We start from the raw sequence: 21,940 nt of genomic DNA on the forward strand, positions 1-21,940 counted from the left end.
TTTAAAATCGTGAAGATTTTTTAATAACACCCTAAATTCTTTCCAAAGTAATGATAGCATCGATTGTGGAGATAATAGTAAAACCTGCTTGAGATAAATCCTCTTCCTGATTAATCGTTAAAACCAATTCCGTTTCGGTTAAACTCTCTATTTTCATACGCCCTTCCTGACCATTAGCAAACGTTATAATCTCGTCGCCTTTTTGCTCCCAAGTACCATCAGCCAATACACTACCGGTAGGGATTGTTTGAGTAGAGGTTTGCCCCAAAACTGTAGAAGTTAATTTAATGGATAAAGAACCGGAAGCTGTTAAGTTATTTGGTTCTTCAGAGAAAACAATAGTATAATCCATATCAACGCCTTCACCAATAAAATCTGAGGTTAAGGTTTCTCCACCACCTGTTGTAACAGTTTCCCCAGTATATACATACTCAACCATCCTCCAAGAGCCTACAATACTTGCGGATGAGGAACTGGACTCTCCATCTACAGACTCTATATTACAAGATGTTAATACCAACACAAGGGTAATGCTCAGAAATTTGAATATTTTCATGTTTTAAATTTATTTACTTACACTGATATTAAGAAAAAACTAATAAAAAAAGCGCAACTAAATAAGTTGCGCTAATAATCTTTGAATTAAACACCGAACAATATAAAATCAGTGTTTGGAATTATTTTGCCGTTATCAAAGTTTGTTAAACTTGGTTTTAAAAACTTGTTGTCCCGAGCTGCTAATGCCTTTTAAAAGATACATCCCAAGAGACAAATCTGATATATCAAAGCGCATAGTCCCTCTGGATACCTTAGACATAACAAGTCTACCACTTAAATCAAAAATTTTTATTTCTTCTAAATCTAAATTCATAGCACTCTTAATATTCAGATTATTACCTACTGGGTTTGGATACACGACAATTCTATTGCTGTTTTCAACCGTACCTGTAGATAAAATGGGGTTTGCAAAAACCCTATTTTGTCCGTTATTAAAGTTAAAAGCGAGTAATTCGTTCCAGATAAAATCTATTGTACTTTGAAAATTACTTTGAACTAATCCGTTTACTGTATTAGGTATCGCAAAGGTAGCTGGAGCTTTTTCTTCATAAATTGCCATATAAGTTACTAAGCTGGCCAAGAAATAAAGTGTAGGTTCGCCATGTGGAGCGTTATCTTCATACAATTCTAAAATAGGTATTTGGCTTAAAGACGTGTCTGTAAATAATTTACTTAAAATTGGACCTACGGGAATCATTCTAACATTTTCACTTGGTCGTGCTGCTTGAACAAAATCATGGTAATCTATCCACCAGTCATGAAAACCCCCAACGGTGTAATTATTATAATTTTCGAACTCAGTTTCAGATGGGGGAAAACTTTCTCCTGCAATAAAACCAGCCATATCTGGCCAGTTTTCATAAATATAAGTTATAGCGTTTTCTTCTTGATTGTCAATCCAGTCTACAATATCTAGGGTTGCAGATAAAGGAGAAGTTGTTGGGTTTCCATAATAGTTTACATTAGAAGGTTGATATTGTGCAAAATTTGCAGCTGTTAACAAAAAGGTATTAAAGTTACCTTCTGAAAAATCTTGAGTATCGGAATCCCAGGCTGATGGTACTTCACTAAAGCCCCACTGGGAAATTGGTGGTAAGTTAGCATGCTGAGGTAAAAACCCGTATTGCCCAGAAACCGAAATGTTATGTCCAGCTTCCTGAGACAGTAGATGCAACCAGTGCGGTACTGTGGTTTCATCTGATGGGGTGGCGTGCACAATAAGGCTATGGCCAAAAACAAACATAGTTTTATTGTCTTGTGCCGAAGTGTTTAGATAATTAATAAGGCATAATACTAAGGTTAATTGTAGTAGGTTTTTCATGTGATAAAATTTTTAGATTTGGTATTTACCATATAACAATCTCTCTAATAAAATTCCTACCAAAAAAACACAAAAAAACGCAACTTAAACAAGTTGCGTTTTTCTTATTTCAAACTGTTGCTCTAACCACTGAGCTAATCCCCCGATGATAAATGTTTTGTGGAGGATATGGGAATCGAACCCATGACACACAGATTACCTTAATTCACATTCCGACTTTCTCAGGAAAATGAAATTTTATTTCACTTCTTCGAAGTCTACGTCTTCAACGTCGCTTCCTTCATTAGCATCTCCTGCAGCAGCATCAGGTCCTGGTTGTGCACCACCTGCTTGTTGTGCTTCAGCCTGAGCTTTGTACATTTCTTCGCTAGCTACTTTCCAAGCTTCGTTCATTTTCTCTAAAGCTGGGTCTATCACAGCGACATCTTTAGTTTCGTAAGCTTTTTTCAATTCCTCTAAAGCATCTTGGATTGGTTGTTTTTTATCATCGGATAATTTATCACCAAATTCCTCTAATTGCTTCTCCGTTTGGAAAATCATAGAATCAGCTTCGTTTAATTTCTTGGCTTCTTCTGCAGCTTTAGCATCTGCTTCAGCATTTGCTTCGGCATCAGCTTTCATCTTTTGGATTTCTTCTTCAGTTAATCCAGAAGACGCTTCAATTCTAATATCTTGTTTCTTACCTGTCGCTTTATCTTCAGCAGATACTTTAATGATACCGTTGGCATCAATATCAAATGTTACTTCAATCTGAGGTGTACCACGTCTTGCTGGTGGAATACCATCCAAATGGAAACGTCCAATCGTTTTGTTATCGGCAGCCATTGGTCTTTCACCTTGTAACACGTGAATTTCAACAGAAGGCTGATTATCTGCAGCTGTAGAGAAAACCTGCGATTTCTTAGTAGGAATGGTAGTATTCGCCTCGATTAACTTAGTAAATACATTACCCATAGTTTCAATACCTAAAGATAATGGCGTTACGTCAAGTAACAATACATCTTTAACATCTCCAGTTAATACACCACCTTGGATACCAGCTCCTAAAGAAACAACTTCATCTGGATTTACACCTTTACTTGGTGCCTTTCCGAAGAATTTCTCAACAGCTTCCTGTACAGCAGGTATACGTGTAGAACCACCTACTAAAATCACTTCATCAATATCACTTTTACTTAATCCAGCAGCTTTTAATGCAGAAGCACATGGCTCGATAGTACGTTTTACTAAATCGTCGATTAATTGCTCAAATTTAGAACGTGTTAATGTACGTACCAAGTGTTTTGGTCCGCTAGCAGTAGCTGTAATATAAGGCAAGTTAATCTCTGTCTGTGCAGAAGATGATAACTCAATCTTAGCTTTTTCAGCTGCTTCTTTTAAACGTTGAAGTGACATTGGGTCCTGTCTTAAGTCCATAGACTCTTCAGCCTTAAACTCTTCAGCTAACCAGTTAATGATTTTTTCATCAACATCATCACCTCCTAAGTGTGTATCACCATCAGTAGATAATACTTCAAATACGCCATCACCTAATTCTAGGATGGAAACGTCATGTGTGCCACCACCAAAGTCAAATACAACTATTTTTTGGTCTGTTCCTTTTTTATCTAATCCGTAAGCTAATGCAGCAGCAGTAGGCTCGTTAATAATACGCTCTACTTTTAAACCAGCAATCTCACCAGCTTCTTTAGTAGCTTGACGTTGAGAATCGTTAAAGTAAGCAGGTACCGTAATTACAGCTCTACTTACATCTTGTCCCAAGTAATCCTCAGCCGTTTTCTTCATTTTTTGAAGAATCATAGCCGATAATTCTTGTGGTGTGTATAAACGTCCGTCAATGTCAACTCTAGGCGTGTCATTATCACCTTTTACAACTTTATATGGTACACGTTCTGCTTCGTTTTTAGACTCAGAATATTTATTACCCATAAAACGCTTAATAGAATAAACCGTTTTAGTTGGGTTTGTTACCGCTTGTCTTTTTGCAGGATCACCAACTTTAATTTCTCCACCCTCAACAAATGCAATTACAGATGGCGTAGTACGCTTACCTTCTGCATTTGGGATTACAACAGGATCGTTCCCTTCCATTACCGAAACGCAAGAGTTGGTTGTTCCTAAATCGATTCCAATAATCTTACTCATAATATATTTCTTTATTGTGTTGAATGTTCTTTTTTAAACTCGGTTTGTACTTGTCAATCTTTATGCCAAGTCAAAAAGTATGACACAGTGTCATATTATAGTATTTTAAAATATAGGTTTACAGTCTAACAAGGTTATAATGGCACACACAAGACTATAAAAAACGTTGACAAACAACACGCTATTAGTGATTTCAGCCACACAGGAACAGGTAAAAGTATGCTATATAATTCTTGTTGAAAATGGTTTCTAATCTTTAATTTATTACTTTTACATGCTATATCTAAACCAAAAAATATGTCTACAGCAAAAAAAGAGTATAAGCGTGTAACGGTTAAATCGTTAGTGGATATGAAAGCCTCTAATGAAAAAATATCCATGCTTACCGCCTATGACTATACTATGGCAAAAATTGTTGATGGTGCTGGAGTTGATGTTATTCTAGTTGGAGACTCTGCTAGTAATGTTATGGCTGGTCATGAGACTACATTACCTATTACCTTGGATCAAATGATCTATCACGCCTCCTCTGTAATTAGAGCTATAGACCGCGCCTTGGTGGTTGTAGATTTACCCTTTGGAAGTTACCAAAGTGACCCAAAAGAGGCCTTACGATCTGCCATTAGAATCATGAAAGAAAGTGGTGCGCATTCTGTAAAACTTGAAGGTGGAAAAGAAGTAAAGGAGTCTATAAAACGAATTTTAAATGCTGGTATTCCCGTAATGGGCCATTTGGGATTAACACCACAATCCATATATAAATTCGGGACATACACTGTTAGGGCAAAGGAAGAAGAAGAAGCTGATCAACTTATAAAAGATGCCAAAATGTTAGAACGTACAGGTTGTTTTGCAATTGTACTTGAAAAAATACCTGCCAATCTTGCTAAGAAAGTAGCAGAAAGTGTTAGCATACCAATTATTGGAATTGGTGCTGGGCCACATGTAGATGGACAAGTTTTGGTTGTTCATGATATGCTTGGGATGACTCACGAATTCAACCCGCGTTTCTTACGCAGATATTTGAATTTATATGAGGACATGACCAACGCTATGGAACAATATGTTTCTGATGTAAAAAGCTTGGATTTCCCTAATGAATCTGAGCAATATTAAAAACTGTTAGCTGTTAGCTGTTAGCTGTTAGCTGTTAGCTGTTAGCTGTTAGCTGTTAGCTGTTAGCGAAAATAAAACTTTGCGTCTTGTCGACTTTGCGAGAAAAATAATGGCATCAAAGACTCTTTCCAATAAAAACAACCTTATTGTTCTTTATGAGGACAATCATGTCATAATCGTTAATAAACGTGCTGGAGACATTGTACAAGGCGATAAAACCGGGGATAAACCGTTAAGTGATGTTGTTAAAGAATACATCAAAGAGAAATACAATAAACCCGGCAATGTATTTCTTGGTACGGTACACAGATTAGATAGACCTACTACGGGTATTATCATTTTTGCCCGAACAAGCAAAGCCTTACCAAGACTTAACAAACTCTTTTCGGAAAAAAAGGCACAAAAAACCTATTGGGCAGTTGTAAACAATAAACCCCCTAAGAGTGAAGATACCTTAATTCATTGGCTTAAGAAAAACCCCAAGAACAATAAATCGTATGCACACACAAAAGAAGTTCGCGATAGTAAAAAAGCCGTTCTGCATTATAGAGTTTTAAAGACTCTGGATAATTATGTCTTACTGGAAATAAATTTGGAAACAGGGAGACATCATCAAATCCGCTCACAACTTTCAAGCATAGGCTGTATTATTAAAGGTGATTTAAAATACGGTGCTAACCGAAGTAACAAAGATGCCAGTATTCATCTGCATGCAAGACAAATTCAATTTACACATCCCGTTTCTAAAGAAGATTTAAATATCATTGCACCGTTACCAGACGACCCCGTATGGAATGCTTGTTTGGTGTAAATTAGATATATTTATAAAAAACTTTATTTGAACAGTATTCCCAACATAGTCTCGGTACAAAAAGACTTTTTCAAGACTCAGAAAACAAAAGATGTGTCCTATAGGTTGAAACTATTAAAAGCCTTGAGACATGAAATCATTTCTAATGAACAGGCTATTTACGAGGCTCTGAAGAAAGATTTTAACAAGTCGGAATTCGAAAGTTTTTTGAGTGAATACGGATTAGTGTTTTCAGAACTGAACTTAGTAATCAAAAACCTGAAGAAATGGGCTAAACCTAAACGGGTCAAAGCTTCTTTGCTCACGTTCCCATCTAGAGACTATATTTACAAATCACCTTACGGCAATGTTTTGGTTATTGGTCCGTGGAATTATCCATTCCTGCTAACCATGGAGCCTTTAATCATGGCCATAGCCGCAGGCAATACAGTTGTATTAAAACCGAGTGAATTAACTACAAACACGTCTCAGTTAATTTCAGAAATTATTTCGAATGTATTTCCCGAACAGGTGGCTATTTCGGTTCAAGGTGGTGTACCTGTAGCTACTGAGTTATTGGCACAACGGTGGGATTATATATTCTTCACTGGAAGCGTACCTGTTGGTAAAATTATTGCTAAGGCCGCTGCGAAACATTTAACGCCTGTAACATTAGAACTTGGCGGAAAATCACCTTGTATTATTGATGATACGGTTGATTTAAAACTAACTGCCAGACGAATAATCTGGGGTAAATTTTTGAATGGTGGACAAACTTGTATTGCAGCAGACTACATCATTGTAAAAGACAATATCAAAGGAGCTTTTATTGAAAAGTTGAAAAAGGAGATTATTAGAGCTTATGGTGATAACCCTAAAAGTTCCCAAGATTTTCCAAGAATAATTAACAAAAAACACACGAAAAGACTTGCCAGAGCGCTTGATGATGTTACTATTGTTTTTGGAGGAGAAGTAGATATTGAAAACAGGTACATCGCTCCTACCCTTGTAGATTCACCAAATTTAGACAGTGAATTGATGACTAATGAAATATTTGGCCCCATACTTCCTATACTTACCTATAATACAGAAATGGACATAGAAAACATTATAAGAGCTTATGAGAAACCCTTGGCTTTTTATGTGTTTTCGAATAATAAATCGTTTGTTGATAGTACAATAAATAAATTTGAATTTGGAGGTGGCGCAGTGAATGATTTACTAATTCACTTTGGCAATCCTAAATTACCTTTTGGTGGTGTTGGCGCCAGTGGCATGGGCGCATACCATGGTAAATATGGTTTCGATACGTTTTCTCATGACAAATCCATCATTAAACGGGGTAATTGGATAGACCCATCTGCACGTTACGCATCCTATGGGTTTAAAAAATTGAACTTCATAAAAAAAATGTTCAGATGGTTTGGGTAGACTTGAGTGGTCAATCTCAAATGAGAAAATTTATGTCAGTTTGAGTGATTTTTGAAAAAAATTGTATCGAAAAAAAATGAAATTTCGGCTAAAAATGCTTCTCGATACAATCACACCTTAGCGTGACCACTCGAAGTGACATTAGGTGGTTTGACTAAAAGGGTAATTAAGTAGCAATTCCACGCCTTTTCCTTCTTCAGATTTTAATTCTAAATCAGCTCCAATTAAAGCTGCCCTACTCTTCATATTTAATAGACCTGCTCCTTTTTCTGTTTTAGTGATATCAAAACCTTTTCCGTCGTCTTTTGCAGTAATAACAAGGCTTTCAGGTTGATAATCTAATGTAATACTGAGGTTTTCAGCTTCAGAATATTTTACAGAATTGGATAAAAACTCTTGAATGATCCGAAATAATATAATCTCATGTTTTCGATTGGTAAATGGTCTTTTATCTCCTTTTGTGAATTTTTTAGCCGAAGCAAACTTCATTTTCTTCAAGCGTTCTAACTCGTTGGAAACCGACTTCTCAAAACCAATATTGAGTACAACTTCATTATTCAATGTTCTTGACAGCGCACGAACTTCTTTTAAACTTTCGCGCAATGCATCTGAAGTATCCTTAAACTTATCTTTAATTTCATCAGAAGCCTGCATTTTTAAGATGCTAAGTTGCATACTGGCAAAAGACAACAATTGCCCTACATTGTCGTGCAATTCCCAACCTATATTTTTAAGCGTTTGTTCTTGGGTTTCGGTTTGTGCCTGGGTGATTTCTTCTTCAAAAGCCTGTTGCTGTTTGATTTTATCGAGAATAAGTTTATTTTTCCGTTTTAAGAACACCACAAAAAACACAATGACTAAAGCGGTTACAATCACCAAAACGGCAATCATATAAATCAACAAATAGCGCTCAGACGCCGTACTGGCTAATCGTTCTCCGGTTTGCACCATAATAAAGCAAAGGTATAAGTTAAATACATAAACATATTTGAAAATAAGTAGATTAATTTTCGCAAAGTAATATAGTTAATATCTCCAAAAAACTCAGGGTGCCTAAATGGTTTACTCAAATCAAAAGAACCATAATACAAATGATAAAAAACCAACGGTGTAATGATTAACCACCATATAAAAATTACTACTGAAATATAAAAATTCAATGATTTATAAAAATAAAGTATTCTTTTCACTCTGCATCAACTCTACAAAATAAAAGGTACAACAGGTAAATATCACTACAGCCCCAAGAATACTAAGTGTTGGAAAAGACATATGAAAAAAATCTTTCCAATTAATTACAATAAAAATGACAGAGAACACTAAATAGGCCCAACCAACATATTTAAGTATCATCTTTAAACGGGTACTTCTTAAAATTTTGTAATAATAGAAAGAAAAGAATACAATAGCCGCAATTTTCCAACCTAAAGTGTACATCCAATAATTAGCTTCTATTAAAGTACCCATAAGAAAATGTAAAAACTTATCTGCCCTAACAAATCTTACATATGACCCTGTAGTTTCTAAAAAAGCTATGTAAACCAGAAAGAAAATAAAGTACCTTGCCGGCGTATTTTTATATTTTCCATAAATCACTAAGCCAGTCATAGCGGCTATTATTTCTGCACTCTTGGTGAGAATGGAATAGTGTTCTATCAAAAACTCTCTCATTAAGTTTTATCAATATTATTTTCAGGTTTACAAAATATTAAGACAAAAGTGAAGGTTGAATACATAAAAATATTCGCAGATATATAGATAAGACGTCTAAGCTCAATATAATCAAAATCTCGTTCATATACCCCAACCGTATAGGAGGTGTAATTATCATAAAATACAATAGGCGTTATAATAAGCCACCATATAAAAATAGCAGCACTTATATAAAAATTTATGGATTTATAAAAAGTTAGAATTTTATCACTCTGTAATAATTCAATAAAATAAAATATGGTACATAAAAAAATGATTATAGCTCCTAAAATACTGATGATTGGAAAATAACTTGTAAAAAAAGCGTTCCAGTTAAGCAGAATATATCCTATTGAAAAACAAAAAAATAGATAACTTGAGTATTTAATAATATTTTTAAAAAAATAGGACTTTAAAATTTTTCGATAATAGAAAGCAAAAAACATAATGGCTCCTATCTTCCAGTATAGAGTGGACCACCAATAGTTCTTCTCTATAAGAGTTCCGACTAAAAAACTTAAGATTTTTTCAGTATTGACAAAGCGAGTGTACCAGTTAAGTAAATCACAAATTGTAAGGCAAACCAAAAAGTAAATAAAGTACCTAACTACGCCTTTATTATATATATTAAATAAAAACACACCTGTTAAAGCTGCTATAGCTTCAACAGAATGTGTTAATAATATATAATTGTTTAATAAAAAATCTTTCATTAACTCTTTTCGATTGAAGTTTCAGGTTTACAAAATATCAAAGCAAAAGTAAAAGTAGAATACATAAAAATATTTGCGAATAAATAGATTTCCCATTTTAGAAATATGAAATTCCAATCCCAACTGGTATGGTACATATCATAAAATACTAGAGGCGTAATAATAAGCCACCAAATAAAAATAGCTGCACTAATGTAGAAGTTAATCGATTTATAGAAAGTTAAAATTCTATCGCTTTGGAGTATTTCAACAAAGTATAATACAGAACATAAAAAAACAACCACAGCTCCCAAAACACTAATAACCGGAAAGAACCGTATGAAAAACTCCTCCCAATGAAATCCAATGTAAATGATACAGAATGAAAAAAATAAAACTCCAGTTGTTTTAATAATTTTCCTAAAAGAAGCTCTTTCTAAAATTTTATAGTAGTAAAATGAAAAGAATACTATGGCGCCTATTTTCCAAAAACTAGTTGACCACCAATGGTTGGTAGCAAATTTGGTGCCTTTTAAAAAACTCAAAAAACCATCTTTTACATAATATACATAACCCGCTAAAAAATCACACACAAACAAATAAACCAAAAACCAAATAAAAAATTTGGTTTTTGAGGTTTTAAACTTTTTAAACAATATAAGACCAGTAATAGCAGCTGACACTTCAGACAAGCTAACTAATAGGCTATAATTCTTATACAGAAAATCTTCCACTATAAACTATTGAGGGTACCCTCCTCCTCCATTACCATCATTCAATGGTGGTTTAGGCAAATCACCATCTCCTCCTTGCAAATTAAAGTTCACCATACTGGCTTTCTCAACAATTTTACTTCCAGTTGGGACTATAAAAATAGTAGATAAATCTTTTTTATCTGCAGAAATACTTTCTCCATAAACTCCAAAATACACACGCAGACCAGTAAAAGTTTCTCCATCATTTTGGGTTTCCTGTTTTATGTAGGCTATGTAATCCTCAACATCTTTCAAAGACCACCAGGCTGATCTGTAATCATCTTTACCAACCATTTGTTGTGTAATAGAATCTAGAACAGGCTTCCTAAATTTTGTCCAATTATCGTTCAGTTCTTTGGCTTGTGCCACAGTAATAACTCCTTTTGGTTTTACAATTTTAGCCACAACGGCTTCTTCTTCTACTGCTTGTCTAGGACAAAAGAAATAAGTGGCTAAAGCACCTATGATGAATCCTAGGATAATTAATCGTAAATTTTTCATGTTAAAATTCTTAGTTGGTTAATATATATACTTTCCTTAAATATAATAAAAAGATTTCATCTACGTAAGAAATGAAACATAACACTATTAACTAGGAAAACCTAACATATTCCCCATACCAACGGTAAACAACCAACTGCCAAAAATAGCATGTTCAATAGAAACCAATAGTGTAGAATTGGTATTCCTATAGGTATATGCAAACAATAATCCGCCAATAAAGGTTAGTACAATGACAAGTGCATTTTTGAAGAATATGTGGCCCAAAGCAAAAATGACAGCATTTAAAAACAGAAAGAATTTTTCATTTGTTATCAAACTTCGATAACGTTGAAAAAAGAATGTACGATACAACAACTCCTGTGGATAAACAGATAACGTACTGTAGATAATCAATATGGCAACCCACATTTTGGGTTTGTTAAGCAATACTGTAAAAAGAGCGTCTTTGTCTGTAATCCAAACAAATAAAGTGGTTACTAAAACAATAACCATAAACTTTACAAGGGTTTCTTTCCAAAATCTTTTCCAATTTAAATTTGGCGCAATTTTAAATTTTAGATTTTCAACCTTTAAAAGTATAAATATGACATAAGAAAACCCCAAAAGTGCCAATATCAACTTAATGATTGGTGCATAAGGTATGGTAAAGCTAATTGGAATTAACACATAGATTATGAAAAACTCCAAACCTAAATATATTTTATGTGTCATTAAAAATTATCTTCAATGCTCTATATCCCTTTAGCACGCTTATAAATAGTCGATAAGATTTCAACAAAATCTACTTCACCACGTTCAAAAGGTTTCATATTGAGCCTATTATTGGCTTTATAAAGTAAAAAACTAAAGACGGCTGAATTAGGGTCTTTTTCATCGGCTAAAGGGTATCTTAAATCATTGTATTTAAATTGATTATCACCCAAATCATAAACGCTATAATACCCGTTACTAAACCAGGCTAATTCTGCAATATCGCTATATTCATCTGGTTTTAAATCGCGCTGCTTAGGAAGCGTCGAAAGTTCTAAAAATTTTGCTTCGGAATCAAAAATGGAATAATACCCCATCAAATAGTTATCTTCTGTTTCGGCTACACCATACCATAAAAAATTACTAAATAAGGTAGGCTGTACAAAATATCGTGTGTATTCAATGTTCTTATCTTCCAAAGAGCTTTTAAACACATTATCTATGTAATACCGATTAACCAATGTTAACATCATGTAGACGGAACTTATAACAATGCCTCTTTTTAACCAGACACGACGCCTAGCAGATTTTCTATTAAAGAACATTAAAATAATAATACAGATTAAAAAGGGTAAGGTGTAAAACAAATCAACTACGGCAATATTGTTGAAGGCCACCCTATAATTCCTAAATGGCGCAAAAAGTAGTGTGCCAAAAGGTGTAAAGGCATCTAAGATAGCATGGGTTAACAGAGATAAAAAGAACAACCAAATCCAATCTTTTAGAGTTGTAGTTCCCTTCCTGCTTTTGGAATCGTACAATTTAAAAGTAAGCCATCCGAAGGCAAACGCTCCTAAAATAGCAAATACAATGGAATGCATAAACCCACGATGGAATAGCATGGCATCGATTTCGTTTCCAAAAATCCAACGCCCTACAAAAACATCCAAATCTGGAATGGTACCTCCAATTGCTCCGAAAAGTATGGCCTTATTTCCTATTCTTTTTCCTAAAGATGCTTCCCCACAGGCCGCTCCTAATACAATTTGAGTTAACGAATCCATATTTATAGATAGTAAAATGCTTGTCTTAATCTAATGTTTGTCTCCTCGAGCGGAGTCGAGAGGCTCGACCTGACAATTAGAAACAAAATCAAAACCCAAACAAAAGTACAGAACTATTTCCATTTGCAAACATGCCCCTAAAATCGTAACATTACATGTAAAATTACAAACTGCACGCCTTTCTATGGACAGTCAAGATATCACCCCAAGACAACCTCAAGACGAAAATATTATAACCAACAAAGAACTGAACATTTGGGAAGCCTTAATTCCTGTTTTCGCTTTAGTAGCTATGCTATTTTACAATGTATTTTTTGTTTACGGTGATGATGCCTTGAGCGGAAGCAATCAATTCATTTTGTTACTTGGAGCTGCTGTTGCTGCTATTGTTGGTTTTTTTAATAAGGTATCCTACAAACAAATGCTCGATGAAGTTGCCGAAAACATAAAATCAACATCGGGAGCGATTTTAATTTTATTAATGGTTGGGGCACTTGCCGGAACATGGCTTATAAGCGGCATTATTCCGTCTATGATTTACTACGGACTACAAATACTCAATCCAACCATATTTTTGGCTGCGTGCGTAATTATTTGTGCCATTATCTCTATAGCGACTGGAAGTTCTTGGACAACCTCGGCAACCGTTGGTATTGCCTTGATTGGTATTGCAAAAACCTTGGATGTTTCGGTGGGTATGACTGCCGGTGCCGTTCTATCCGGGGCTTACTTTGGTGATAAAATGTCTCCTTTAAGCGATACTACCAATCTGGCACCCGCTATGGCTGGCGGTGAGCTATTCTCACATATTAGGTACATGGCATTAACAACAGTACCTACTATTGTAATTACACTTATTATTTTTATCATTATAGGGTTTACGATAAACACTACCGGCACACCAGATATCTCCGATAAATTAGCTTCAATAGACGCTGCCTTTACTATTTCTCCTTGGCTTTTTGTAGTACCAGCTATTGTTATTTTTATGATTGTAAAGAAAACACCGCCTTTGGTTGCCCTTTTAGTCGGAACTTTATTAGGTGGTATTGCAGCTATTATTGCGCAACCCAATATTGTTATGGCTATTGCAGAAGCAGAAGCCTTGACATTTAAATCGGCCTATAAAGGTGTCATGAATGCCATAACGGTAGATTCGGCCGTACAAACCACCGATACCGAGTTAAACGACCTATTTTCCTCTGGTGGTATGAAAGGGATGCTCGGCACAATCTGGCTCATCATCTGTGCCATGGTTTTTGGTGGCGTTATGGATGCTATTGGAGCACTTTCTAAAATAAGTGCCTCACTATTGAGTTTTGCGTCTTCGGTATTTGGACTTTTCGCCAGCACAGTAGCCAGCTGCTTGGCTTTGAACTTTACAGCATCAGATCAATACTTGGCCTTAGTTGTACCAGGAAAAATGTTTAAAAAAGCCTACGAAAACAAAGGTTTAGCTCCAGAAAACTTAAGTAGAACTCTAGAAGACTCTGGAACCGTTACTTCGGTGTTAATTCCTTGGAATACCTGTGGCGCTTATCAATCGGGTGTTTTAGGTGTTCCCGTAGTCGATTATTTAGCCTTTGCTATTTTTAATTGGTTAAGTCCGTTTATGACATTATTATTCGCTGCCTTCAGAATTAAAATCAAACAAATTACCAGCAAATAACCCCGCCTTTAGAAATTATTCGTTTTTAATAATTAGATAATTTTCAGCCTTATTTTTTTGCAAATCAACAAAATAAGACCTCCTTTTTTTCATCCATATTCAATTACTATCGAATGATAAGATTTTATAATAGAATTCTATTTTGAAACTTATGCATTTGACTAATTTTGCGGTTGAATTTAACGTAAACAATAAAATTTAAAAACGAATTAATATGGCATTTGTAGGGAAAAAATTTCCAAATTTAAGCGTAGACGCAATGAACGAAATGGGAGACACATTTAAAGTAAACGTTCTTGAAGAAGCGGTAAATAACAAGAAAAAAGTAGTTTTATTTTGGTACCCAAAAGATTTCACATTTGTATGTCCTACCGAGTTGCACGCATTTCAAGCAGCAGTTGCTGAGTTTGAAAAAAGAAACACCATAGTTATTGGTGCATCTTGTGATACTCCAGAGGTTCACTTTGCATGGTTAAGCACTGCTAAAGACAACGGTGGTATCGAAGGTGTAACCTATTCGCTTTTGGCCGATTCTAACAGAAACCTAGCCTCTACTTTAGGGATTTTAGATATTACAAACGAAACTTACAACGAAGAAACCGGAGCTGTGTTGGTTGAAGGTGATAACGTAACTTACAGAGCGACTTACATTATCGATGAAGAAGGTATTGTACAGCACGAAAGTATAAACAACATGCCTTTAGGTAGAAACGTTCAGGAATACCTAAGATTGGTAGATGCATTAACTCACGTACAAGAAAAAGGAGAAGTTTGTCCAGCAAACTGGGAAGAAGGTAAAGAAGCTATGGGCGCAAATGCTAAAGCTACAGCAGAGTATTTAGCGGCTCACGTAAACTAAAAATAGTTAAACGTAATTGCGAACAAAGTGAAGCAATCTTTTTAAGTTGAATAGATTGCTTCGTTTTACTCGCAACGACATAAAAAATTGCATTATGGTAAAAGAATTAGAACAAGACAACCTAGAAAGCCTAGTAAAAGAAAACAATACTGTTGTAGTACAATATTCGGCTACATGGTGTGGTAACTGCCGCATTATGAAACCTAAGGTAAAGAAATTGGCTTCAGAACTAGAAGATGTAACCTTTGTTATTGCCGATGCAGAAAAGTTCCCAGAATCGAGAAAGTTGGCTACGGTAGACAATTTACCAACCTTCGCTACTTTTAAAAACGGCGCTTTTGTAAACCAAGTACAAACCAACAGGTTTGATGTTTTAAAAACACTTGTAGAAGAGGTTGCTTAATAGATTTCCGTTTTCACGGAAATGAAACACAATTAATCATAAAAAAGTTTCTTCCCTTTGGGAAGACGGAAGATGGGATGAAGTTACCAGTAATTAAACATTTAACTCAATTTATTGAGGAAAACGACGAAGATTTTGTTGTTGAAACTATTGAAACGCTAGAGGCCTTAACCGAAGTACCTTCGCTTAAAGATGAAGAACTGGATGTTATAGGGGAATTAATCTCTAACATGTACGGTGCCATTGAAGTGAATAAAATGGTAAAAGAAGGCGCACCCAAAAAAGAGGCATTAAATAGTTTTATGCAACGGGTTCTTGGTTCCATAGACACATAATTGAAAAAGAAAAATGGAATTTAAAAGCCACTTCATAACGAAGTGGTTTTTTTATTGCAAAAGATTGAATTTGTAGAATTTTTCATCTACTTTCGTTTAATATGCGGATATACTGCATTAAAATGACGCATATTCTTAAGTTGATAATTTTTAATAAACTCATATGAAGATTAAAGAATTAAAAAAACATTTCTCAGAACTTACCGAAGAATTAGCACTTAATTACAAAGAAAATGTAAACAGCGGAATGTCGTATTTTGAAAAATTAGCTGGGTTTCGAAAAGCAATAAACAAATTAGAGAAAACAGGCTTGTTAATAGATGAAATAAACGAACTACGTTCTAGTGCAATTTTCACAACAAATAAAGATAGAATTTCATTAAACATAAATGAAGCTCTCCCATTAAAGGTAAAATTAGATAATTTAATAAATCTTGTAGGCTCTTTAAGTACGAGTTTCAAAGAAATTACTGGAGAGACAAGTGAAAATAGTATAAGCATTAAGCTTCCTGAAGTAACTGATTTTGAAGACCTTTCTAAATTTAGTTCCGATTTTCATAAAATTCTATCTCAAGCTATTGTAAATGATGAAATAAACGGACAAGTTAGAATTGACGGTGTAGAAAATGGTTCAATTTGGTTAGATGTTTATTTAGGAACCTCTGCTGCTGTTACTTTGATTGGAAGTTTAACTTGGTCAGCTGCTGTTATTTTTAAAAAATTTAAAGAAGGACAATTAATTGAACAACACGTGAAATCATTAGAGATTAAAAATGATAGCTTGAAAGAAATTCAGGAAAAACAGAAACAAGCGCTTGACTTAATGATTGAAGCTGAAGCTAGGTCGTTATATAATGAAAGTTTTGAGGGTGATAACAATGAGCAGATTGAACGACTTAAATTATCTGTTAAAATGCTTTCTAACTTAATTGAAAAGGGAGCAGAAATCCACCCAGCTTTAAATCAACCAGAACAAGTTTCAAATTTATTTCCTGATATGAAAAAATTAAATTCACTTGAAAGTAGAATAAAAAAATTAGAAGAATAAAACCATTTAACAACACGTGTATATTTCATTGCTAATTAGAGTATACTTACGAAAATCTTCGTGGATTTTCAGCTCGGCGTGTACTTGTAAAGTTCAGTACTAGCCCACGCAACAACCCATAAACGAGACAGTTATTAAACAATAAAAAATAAACTAATGAACATTAAAAAATTAACTCTAATACTTTTCCTGTTTATTTCTACAAACTTAATTGCCCAAAATGAAATAATATTTGGAATAAAAGCTGGTGGAAATTTCTCTGGATTTCATACAGGAAAAAGTGCTGGAACCGACACTTTTGGAATTAGCATTGGAGGAATGGCTGAATATGAATTAAGTAGTTTATTCTCTCTTCAAGCCGAACTACTTTATAACTCTAGAGGAGGGAAATTTTCTGGAGATGGTTCTAACCCAAATGATTTTGGGTTCGATGCTAAATTGAGTTACTTAGATATTCCTGTTCAGGGAAAAATTTACTTTGTTGAAAAAATGAGTTTTGATTTTGGAACTCAATTTGGGTTTTTAATAAATGACAAAGGAGAATTATATTCTGGTGAAGAAGTTGATTTAGTCAATACTAATACTGTTGATTTATCAATAAATGGAGGATTCAGCTACAAGTTTGAAAATAATATGGTAATTCAAACTAGATATAATTTTGGGTTAACTGAAGTATTCGAAAATGAGAGATTTAAAACCTCAATGATTAGTTTATCACTCGGTTATTATTTCAATTAAAAAAACGTTGGTTTGTAATAGTAAAAAAAATTACTATCCAGTTAAATTAAATATAATTGCTCGTTTGCTAGTTTTTGATTTTCCTTTGGAAAAACCTCGCGCTCAAACACAACTTTCCTTGTAAAAACTCGTTAAACGAAAAAAGAAATAAATTTCGTTTTGTAAAAACTTATTACAGTAACTCTACAACTTCCTTAAACCCCTTCGCTTTAGCATAATCTAAAGCTGTTTTACTGTTGTTATCGGTTATGTTAGGGTCGGCGTTTTCCTTTAAAAGGAATGCTACCATGTCTGTTTTGTTATACATCGCAGCAAAAATTAGCGGTGTTACACCTTGGTTGTTTTTAGCATTAATATTAGCACCGTGTTTTACAAGTAAACTGGCTATACTTTTATTGCCTTTAAAAGCGACGCCTATAAGCGCAGTATTCCCAGAGGCATCGGTAGCATCTACTTCGGCTTTATGCTTTAAGAGTAATGCTACAATAGGTTGCTTATCAAAATAAGTAGCAAAAATTAGCGGTGTAAAGCCACGCTGATCTCTAGCAAATACTAATTCTGGCTGAGATTGTAAAAGTTGCTCAACCTGTTGTTCGTCTCCAGATTGTACCGCTTCAAAAAATATAGTAGTATCGTTCATATATTTCTAAAATTACTTTTTATTATTCCTGTAATAAGTGCTTAACTGGTTTTCTGAACCTAGGGAAAGTGCTAAACACCGTTTTATTAAAAAAAATTGGGACAAACATGAAAATCCATATTCATCCCAACTCAAAACTAACAAAAAACTAAACTTATTTTAAATCAAATCTATCGGCGTCCATTACCTTAGTCCAGGCTGCCACAAAGTCTTTTACAAACTGTGCTTCGCCATCATCAGCACCATAAACTTCGGCAATAGCTCTTAGTTCTGTATTAGAACCAAATATTAAGTCGGAACGAGTCGCCAAAAATTTCACGAGACCTGTTTTTCTTTCTTTTCCTTCGAAAATGGTGTTATCGTTAGAGGTCGCACTCCAGGTATAACTGAAGTCCAAAAGATTCGCAAAGAAATCGTTGGTTAAGTGCCCTACAGTATCGGTAAACACCCCATGATTAGAACCATCGTAATTCGCTCCCATAACACGCATACCACCAACTAAAGCGGTCATTTCTGGAATGGATAAATTCATTAGGTTGGCTCTATCGATGAGTAAATCTTCGGCATCGACATTTAAACCAGGTTTTATGTAATTTCTAAATCCGTCGGCCAGAGGCTCTAAATATCCAAAAGATTCTATATCGGTCTGTGCTTGCGAACTATCTCCTCTACCTTGAGAAAATGGTACTTCAACGTTATGGCCTGCATTTTTAGCAGCTTCCTCTACACCAACATTTCCAGCAAGTACAATTAAATCTGCCATAGAAATGTCGCCTTTAAATTCCTTTTGAATACCTTCTAGCACGTTTAGTACTTTTTCTAATTCGGCAGGGTTATTCACATCCCAACTTCTTTGAGGCTCTAAACGTAAGCGTCCGCCATTAGCACCACCACGCTTATCGGAATCTCTATAAGTAGACGCCGAGGCCCAAGCTGTAGTTACCAATTGTGAAATACTTAAACCCGATACTAAAATCATCTTTTTAATGGATGTGATATCGTCGGTACTTAGAGTATAATCCACTTTAGGAATAGGATCTTGCCAAATGAGTTCTTCTTGAGGCACTTCAGGACCTAAATAGCGGTCTATTGGCCCCATATCACGATGTGTAAGTTTGTACCAAGCTCTCGCAAAGGCATCTTCGAAAGCAGCATGGTCTTTATGAAAACGTTGCGAAATCTCTAAATATTTAGGATCTGTTTTTAAAGCGATATCTGCTGTAGACATCATTAAGGCTTGAGAACCATCACCACTTGCCGCTGGAGCCTTTCTTGCGTTGGCATCCTTGGGAGTCCATTGGTGTGCTCCTGCCGGACTTTTGGTTAATTCCCACTCATAGTTCAATAAAACATCGAAGTAATCGTGATCCCATTGCGTTGGATTTGGTGTCCAAGGCCCTTCTAATCCACTTGTAATGGTATCATCTAAAACTCCAGATTTATAGGTGTTTTTCCAACCTGTACTCATTTCTTCTATAGATGCGCCATGAGGCTCAGGACCTACGTATTTATCGGGGTCGGCTGCGCCATGCGCTTTTCCAAAGGTATGACCTCCTGCAACCAAGGCTACAGTTTCTTCATCGTTCATAGCCATTCTTCCAAAGGTAATTCTAATATCGTGAGCCGATTTCATAGGATCTGGTTCTCCGTTAGGTCCTTCTGGATTTACATAAATGAGTCCCATATGTACTGCACCCAAATGACCTTCTAAATCACCATCGCTAGTATCATAACGGTCGTCGTTATCTAACCAACCGGTTTCAGATCCCCAATACACATCTTCTTCAGGCTGCCAAATATCTTCACGACCACCAGCAAAACCAAACGTTTTAAAGCCCATGGACTCTAAAGCGCAATTCCCTGCTAAAATCATTAAATCTGCCCAGGATACTTTTTTACCATATTTTTTCTTGATAGGCCAAAGCAATAGTCTGGCTTTATCTAAATTTCCGTTATCAGGCCAGCTATTTAAAGGTGCAAAACGCTGCGTACCAGAAGCTCCTCCGCCTCTACCATCACCTACACGATAGGTCCCTGCACTGTGCCATGCCATACGGATCATAAATGGTCCGTAATGCCCATAGTCTGCAGGCCACCAATCTTGGGAATCGGTCATTAAGTCAATTACTTCCTGCTTTAACGTTGGATAATCCACACTTTTGAAAGCTTCAGCATAATCAAAATCTGGTTGATACGGATTTACATTTTTACCATGTTGCCTAAGAATATTCAGTTTTAATTCATTTGGCCACCAATCTCTATTTTTGGTTCCGCCACCAGCAGGTTGTTTTTGTGTGCCACTCATAAAAGGACATTTGGTAATGTCGCCATTGTTTGTACCGTGCATAATGTTATTATTTTTAGTTGTTCATAAATTCTTGTGAGTAGCATAAAATTACTAAATCTTTACATGCAAAATGTTTAGCGACATCTTAATATGTTATATCAAAATTGATAAAACCTATCATTCTACAAAAACCCATAGTTTTATTATATACTAAACCTCACTAAACAAAAAGAATGTATTGATTGTAGGTTGATCATTTTATTTATTCTTATTTTAGATTAAAAATTAAAACAGTAAAACATGGCTAATATCACTTTGGGAGGAAATCCTGTAAACACCAATGGAGAGCTACCAGAAGTAGGTTCTCAAATTTTAGATTTTGAATTGGTTGCTACCGATTTAAGTAGTAAAACTCTAAACGATTTTAAGGGCTCTAGGCTTATATTAAATATATTTCCTAGTGTTAACACTGGAGTTTGTTCTGCTTCAGTAAGACAGTTTAATGTAGAAGCTGCTGAATTAGAGAATACCAAAGTTTTATGTATTTCTAGGGATTTACCCTTTGCCCAAGAGCAATTTTGTGCAGCTGAAGGTATTGAAAACGTTGTTATGCTATCTGATTACAAAACCGGAGCGTTTGGAAACAACTATGGCCTAACCATGACTAATGGTATTTTCGATGCATTACACTCCAGATGTGTTATTGTAACGGATGAAACCGGAAAAGTATTATACACCGAACAAGTACCAGAAATTGGTCAAGAACCAAATTATAAAGCCGCTCTAGAAGTGCTTTATTAACGAATTATGGAAAAAAAAGAATCCTTCTTAGTAAACCGACTTAGGAGCGTTGGCTATGCCTACAAGGGTGCAAAATACCTTATTAAAACTGAGGCTAGCATTAAGATACAAATAGTCATAATGGTTCTGGTTACCTTAGCAGGATTCTTTTTTAACATATCTACCACAGAGTGGGCGCTACAATGTTTTGCCATTGCACTTGTTATGTCTACCGAAGGTGTTAACACAGCCATAGAGGCCGTTGCCGATTTTATCCATCCAGAGCATCATAAAAAAATAGGCATTATTAAAGATATTTCTGCAGGTGCTGTATTTATTGCTGCCACATTCGCCGTAATAATAGGCCTTATCATATACATCCCAAAGTTGCTATAGAATTAATAGGGTGCTTTTGTTGAATGT

The 21,940-nt window shown here is 35.1% G+C and carries 23 protein-coding genes; 11 read left to right on the top strand and 12 right to left on the bottom strand.

All coding sequences use genetic code 11. From position 1 onward, the window contains the following. Positions 1–31: 31 nt before the first annotated feature. The 3 genes from M0214_RS13325 to dnaK all read right to left on the bottom strand — a co-directional run bounded on the left by M0214_RS13325 (position 32) and on the right by dnaK (position 4,024). Positions 32–556: a lipocalin family protein gene (locus M0214_RS13325; RefSeq protein WP_248723057.1), complete on the bottom strand. Its 525-nt coding sequence runs from the start codon at positions 554–556 to the stop codon at positions 32–34. Between the two features lie 135 nt (positions 557–691). After that, positions 692–1,879, bottom strand: a complete 1,188-nt coding sequence (locus M0214_RS13330) for a T9SS type A sorting domain-containing protein (protein WP_248723058.1) — start codon at positions 1,877–1,879, stop codon at positions 692–694. 237 nt (positions 1,880–2,116) lie between these two features. Continuing rightward, on the bottom strand, positions 2,117–4,024 hold the full coding sequence (gene dnaK / locus M0214_RS13335) for a molecular chaperone DnaK (RefSeq protein ID WP_248723059.1): 1,908 nt from the start codon (positions 4,022–4,024) through the stop codon (positions 2,117–2,119). 297 nt (positions 4,025–4,321) lie between these two features. Here dnaK and panB point away from each other — a divergent pair, with 297 nt between their 5' ends. The 3 genes from panB (at position 4,322) to M0214_RS13350 (ending at position 7,361) form a co-directional block, all read left to right on the top strand. Further along, complete coding sequence (gene panB / locus M0214_RS13340) at positions 4,322–5,140, top strand: 3-methyl-2-oxobutanoate hydroxymethyltransferase (protein ID WP_248723060.1); 819 nt, start codon at positions 4,322–4,324, stop codon at positions 5,138–5,140. A 109-nt stretch (positions 5,141–5,249) separates the two neighbouring features. Further along, positions 5,250–5,951, top strand: a complete 702-nt coding sequence (locus M0214_RS13345; RefSeq protein WP_248723061.1) for an RluA family pseudouridine synthase — start codon at positions 5,250–5,252, stop codon at positions 5,949–5,951. Between the two features lie 27 nt (positions 5,952–5,978). Continuing rightward, on the top strand, positions 5,979–7,361 hold the full coding sequence (locus M0214_RS13350; protein ID WP_248723062.1) for an aldehyde dehydrogenase: 1,383 nt from the start codon (positions 5,979–5,981) through the stop codon (positions 7,359–7,361). Positions 7,362–7,502: 141 nt separating this feature from the next. Here the strand turns inward: M0214_RS13350 and M0214_RS13355 are convergent, their stop codons facing one another. From M0214_RS13355 to M0214_RS13385, 7 genes are all read right to left on the bottom strand, one after another. Further along, the gene (locus M0214_RS13355) at positions 7,503–8,312 is read right to left on the bottom strand and encodes a sensor histidine kinase (protein WP_248723063.1); all 810 of its coding nucleotides are present in this window, start codon (positions 8,310–8,312) and stop codon (positions 7,503–7,505) included. Positions 8,313–8,525: 213 nt separating this feature from the next. Further along, entirely contained in the window at positions 8,526–9,032 is a 507-nt protein-coding gene (locus M0214_RS13360) for a hypothetical protein (protein WP_248723064.1), read from the bottom strand. Then, on the bottom strand, positions 9,032–9,766 hold the full coding sequence (locus tag M0214_RS13365) for a hypothetical protein (protein ID WP_248723065.1): 735 nt from the start codon (positions 9,764–9,766) through the stop codon (positions 9,032–9,034). The genes M0214_RS13360 and M0214_RS13365 overlap by 1 nt, the downstream gene beginning before the upstream one ends. Then, the gene (locus tag M0214_RS13370; RefSeq protein WP_248723066.1) at positions 9,766–10,290 is read right to left on the bottom strand and encodes a hypothetical protein; all 525 of its coding nucleotides are present in this window, start codon (positions 10,288–10,290) and stop codon (positions 9,766–9,768) included. Before M0214_RS13370 ends, M0214_RS13365 begins: the two co-directional genes overlap by 1 nt. A gap of 195 nt (positions 10,291–10,485) precedes the next feature. Then, positions 10,486–11,001: a hypothetical protein gene (locus M0214_RS13375; protein WP_248723067.1), complete on the bottom strand. Its 516-nt coding sequence runs from the start codon at positions 10,999–11,001 to the stop codon at positions 10,486–10,488. Between the two features lie 87 nt (positions 11,002–11,088). Further along, positions 11,089–11,715: a CPBP family intramembrane glutamic endopeptidase gene (locus tag M0214_RS13380; RefSeq protein ID WP_248723068.1), complete on the bottom strand. Its 627-nt coding sequence runs from the start codon at positions 11,713–11,715 to the stop codon at positions 11,089–11,091. 20 nt (positions 11,716–11,735) lie between these two features. Further along, positions 11,736–12,758, bottom strand: coding sequence for a metal-dependent hydrolase (locus tag M0214_RS13385; protein ID WP_248723069.1), 1,023 nt, complete (start codon positions 12,756–12,758; stop codon positions 11,736–11,738). 184 nt (positions 12,759–12,942) lie between these two features. Between M0214_RS13385 and nhaC the strand changes: the two genes are divergently transcribed. From nhaC to M0214_RS13415, 6 genes are all read left to right on the top strand, one after another. Beyond that, a complete protein-coding gene (gene nhaC / locus M0214_RS13390) occupies positions 12,943–14,427 on the top strand; it encodes a Na+/H+ antiporter NhaC (protein ID WP_248723070.1) in 1,485 nt (494 codons plus the stop codon). 214 nt (positions 14,428–14,641) lie between these two features. Then, positions 14,642–15,286 carry a peroxiredoxin gene (locus M0214_RS13395; RefSeq protein WP_248723071.1) on the top strand — a complete coding sequence of 215 codons (645 nt, stop codon included), beginning with the start codon at positions 14,642–14,644 and terminating at the stop codon, positions 15,284–15,286. Positions 15,287–15,380: 94 nt separating this feature from the next. After that, positions 15,381–15,689, top strand: a complete 309-nt coding sequence (locus M0214_RS13400) for a co-chaperone YbbN (RefSeq protein ID WP_248723072.1) — start codon at positions 15,381–15,383, stop codon at positions 15,687–15,689. Between the two features lie 77 nt (positions 15,690–15,766). After that, a complete protein-coding gene (locus M0214_RS13405) occupies positions 15,767–16,024 on the top strand; it encodes a hypothetical protein (RefSeq protein WP_248723073.1) in 258 nt (85 codons plus the stop codon). Positions 16,025–16,187: 163 nt separating this feature from the next. Continuing rightward, a complete protein-coding gene (locus M0214_RS13410) occupies positions 16,188–17,072 on the top strand; it encodes a hypothetical protein (RefSeq protein ID WP_248723074.1) in 885 nt (294 codons plus the stop codon). A 156-nt stretch (positions 17,073–17,228) separates the two neighbouring features. Then, a complete protein-coding gene (locus tag M0214_RS13415; RefSeq protein WP_248723075.1) occupies positions 17,229–17,810 on the top strand; it encodes a porin family protein in 582 nt (193 codons plus the stop codon). A 172-nt stretch (positions 17,811–17,982) separates the two neighbouring features. Here the strand turns inward: M0214_RS13415 and M0214_RS13420 are convergent, their stop codons facing one another. Both M0214_RS13420 and katG read right to left on the bottom strand, forming a co-directional pair. Beyond that, a complete protein-coding gene (locus tag M0214_RS13420) occupies positions 17,983–18,450 on the bottom strand; it encodes an ankyrin repeat domain-containing protein (protein ID WP_248723076.1) in 468 nt (155 codons plus the stop codon). A gap of 154 nt (positions 18,451–18,604) precedes the next feature. After that, positions 18,605–20,797 (bottom strand): catalase/peroxidase HPI, encoded by a 2,193-nt coding sequence (gene katG / locus M0214_RS13425; protein ID WP_248723077.1) that lies wholly within the window; start codon positions 20,795–20,797, stop codon positions 18,605–18,607. 240 nt (positions 20,798–21,037) lie between these two features. On the opposite strand from katG, the gene tpx reads away from it, so the two are divergent. Beyond that, on the top strand, positions 21,038–21,538 hold the full coding sequence (gene tpx / locus M0214_RS13430) for a thiol peroxidase (protein ID WP_248723078.1): 501 nt from the start codon (positions 21,038–21,040) through the stop codon (positions 21,536–21,538). A 6-nt stretch (positions 21,539–21,544) separates the two neighbouring features. Beyond that, positions 21,545–21,913 carry a diacylglycerol kinase gene (locus tag M0214_RS13435; protein WP_248723079.1) on the top strand — a complete coding sequence of 123 codons (369 nt, stop codon included), beginning with the start codon at positions 21,545–21,547 and terminating at the stop codon, positions 21,911–21,913. Positions 21,914–21,940 lie beyond the last annotated feature (27 nt).

Origin of the sequence: Seonamhaeicola sp. ML3 (genome assembly GCF_023273855.1) — a bacterium.
In the GTDB taxonomy this organism is placed as follows: Bacteria; Bacteroidota; Bacteroidia; order Flavobacteriales; family Flavobacteriaceae; genus Seonamhaeicola.

What these genes read in the sequence shown, in the direction of transcription:
- M0214_RS13365 (WP_248723065.1), bottom strand. Translation starts at nt 9,766, where the DNA reads ATGAAAGATTTTTTATTAAACAATTATATATTATTAACACATTCTGTT.
- dnaK (WP_248723059.1), bottom strand. Translation starts at nt 4,024, where the DNA reads ATGAGTAAGATTATTGGAATCGATTTAGGAACAACCAACTCTTGCGTT.
- panB (WP_248723060.1), top strand. Translation starts at nt 4,322, where the DNA reads ATGTCTACAGCAAAAAAAGAGTATAAGCGTGTAACGGTTAAATCGTTA.
- M0214_RS13435 (WP_248723079.1), top strand. Translation starts at nt 21,545, where the DNA reads ATGGAAAAAAAAGAATCCTTCTTAGTAAACCGACTTAGGAGCGTTGGC.
- M0214_RS13355 (WP_248723063.1), bottom strand. Translation starts at nt 8,312, where the DNA reads ATGGTGCAAACCGGAGAACGATTAGCCAGTACGGCGTCTGAGCGCTAT.
- M0214_RS13360 (WP_248723064.1), bottom strand. Translation starts at nt 9,032, where the DNA reads ATGAGAGAGTTTTTGATAGAACACTATTCCATTCTCACCAAGAGTGCA.
- M0214_RS13325 (WP_248723057.1), bottom strand. Translation starts at nt 556, where the DNA reads ATGAAAATATTCAAATTTCTGAGCATTACCCTTGTGTTGGTATTAACA.
- M0214_RS13345 (WP_248723061.1), top strand. Translation starts at nt 5,250, where the DNA reads ATGGCATCAAAGACTCTTTCCAATAAAAACAACCTTATTGTTCTTTAT.
- M0214_RS13395 (WP_248723071.1), top strand. Translation starts at nt 14,642, where the DNA reads ATGGCATTTGTAGGGAAAAAATTTCCAAATTTAAGCGTAGACGCAATG.
- katG (WP_248723077.1), bottom strand. Translation starts at nt 20,797, where the DNA reads ATGCACGGTACAAACAATGGCGACATTACCAAATGTCCTTTTATGAGT.
- M0214_RS13415 (WP_248723075.1), top strand. Translation starts at nt 17,229, where the DNA reads ATGAACATTAAAAAATTAACTCTAATACTTTTCCTGTTTATTTCTACA.
- M0214_RS13330 (WP_248723058.1), bottom strand. Translation starts at nt 1,879, where the DNA reads ATGAAAAACCTACTACAATTAACCTTAGTATTATGCCTTATTAATTAT.
- M0214_RS13420 (WP_248723076.1), bottom strand. Translation starts at nt 18,450, where the DNA reads ATGAACGATACTACTATATTTTTTGAAGCGGTACAATCTGGAGACGAA.
- nhaC (WP_248723070.1), top strand. Translation starts at nt 12,943, where the DNA reads ATGGACAGTCAAGATATCACCCCAAGACAACCTCAAGACGAAAATATT.
- M0214_RS13380 (WP_248723068.1), bottom strand. Translation starts at nt 11,715, where the DNA reads ATGACACATAAAATATATTTAGGTTTGGAGTTTTTCATAATCTATGTG.
- M0214_RS13385 (WP_248723069.1), bottom strand. Translation starts at nt 12,758, where the DNA reads ATGGATTCGTTAACTCAAATTGTATTAGGAGCGGCCTGTGGGGAAGCA.
- tpx (WP_248723078.1), top strand. Translation starts at nt 21,038, where the DNA reads ATGGCTAATATCACTTTGGGAGGAAATCCTGTAAACACCAATGGAGAG.
- M0214_RS13400 (WP_248723072.1), top strand. Translation starts at nt 15,381, where the DNA reads ATGGTAAAAGAATTAGAACAAGACAACCTAGAAAGCCTAGTAAAAGAA.
- M0214_RS13410 (WP_248723074.1), top strand. Translation starts at nt 16,188, where the DNA reads ATGAAGATTAAAGAATTAAAAAAACATTTCTCAGAACTTACCGAAGAA.
- M0214_RS13375 (WP_248723067.1), bottom strand. Translation starts at nt 11,001, where the DNA reads ATGAAAAATTTACGATTAATTATCCTAGGATTCATCATAGGTGCTTTA.
- M0214_RS13405 (WP_248723073.1), top strand. Translation starts at nt 15,767, where the DNA reads ATGAAGTTACCAGTAATTAAACATTTAACTCAATTTATTGAGGAAAAC.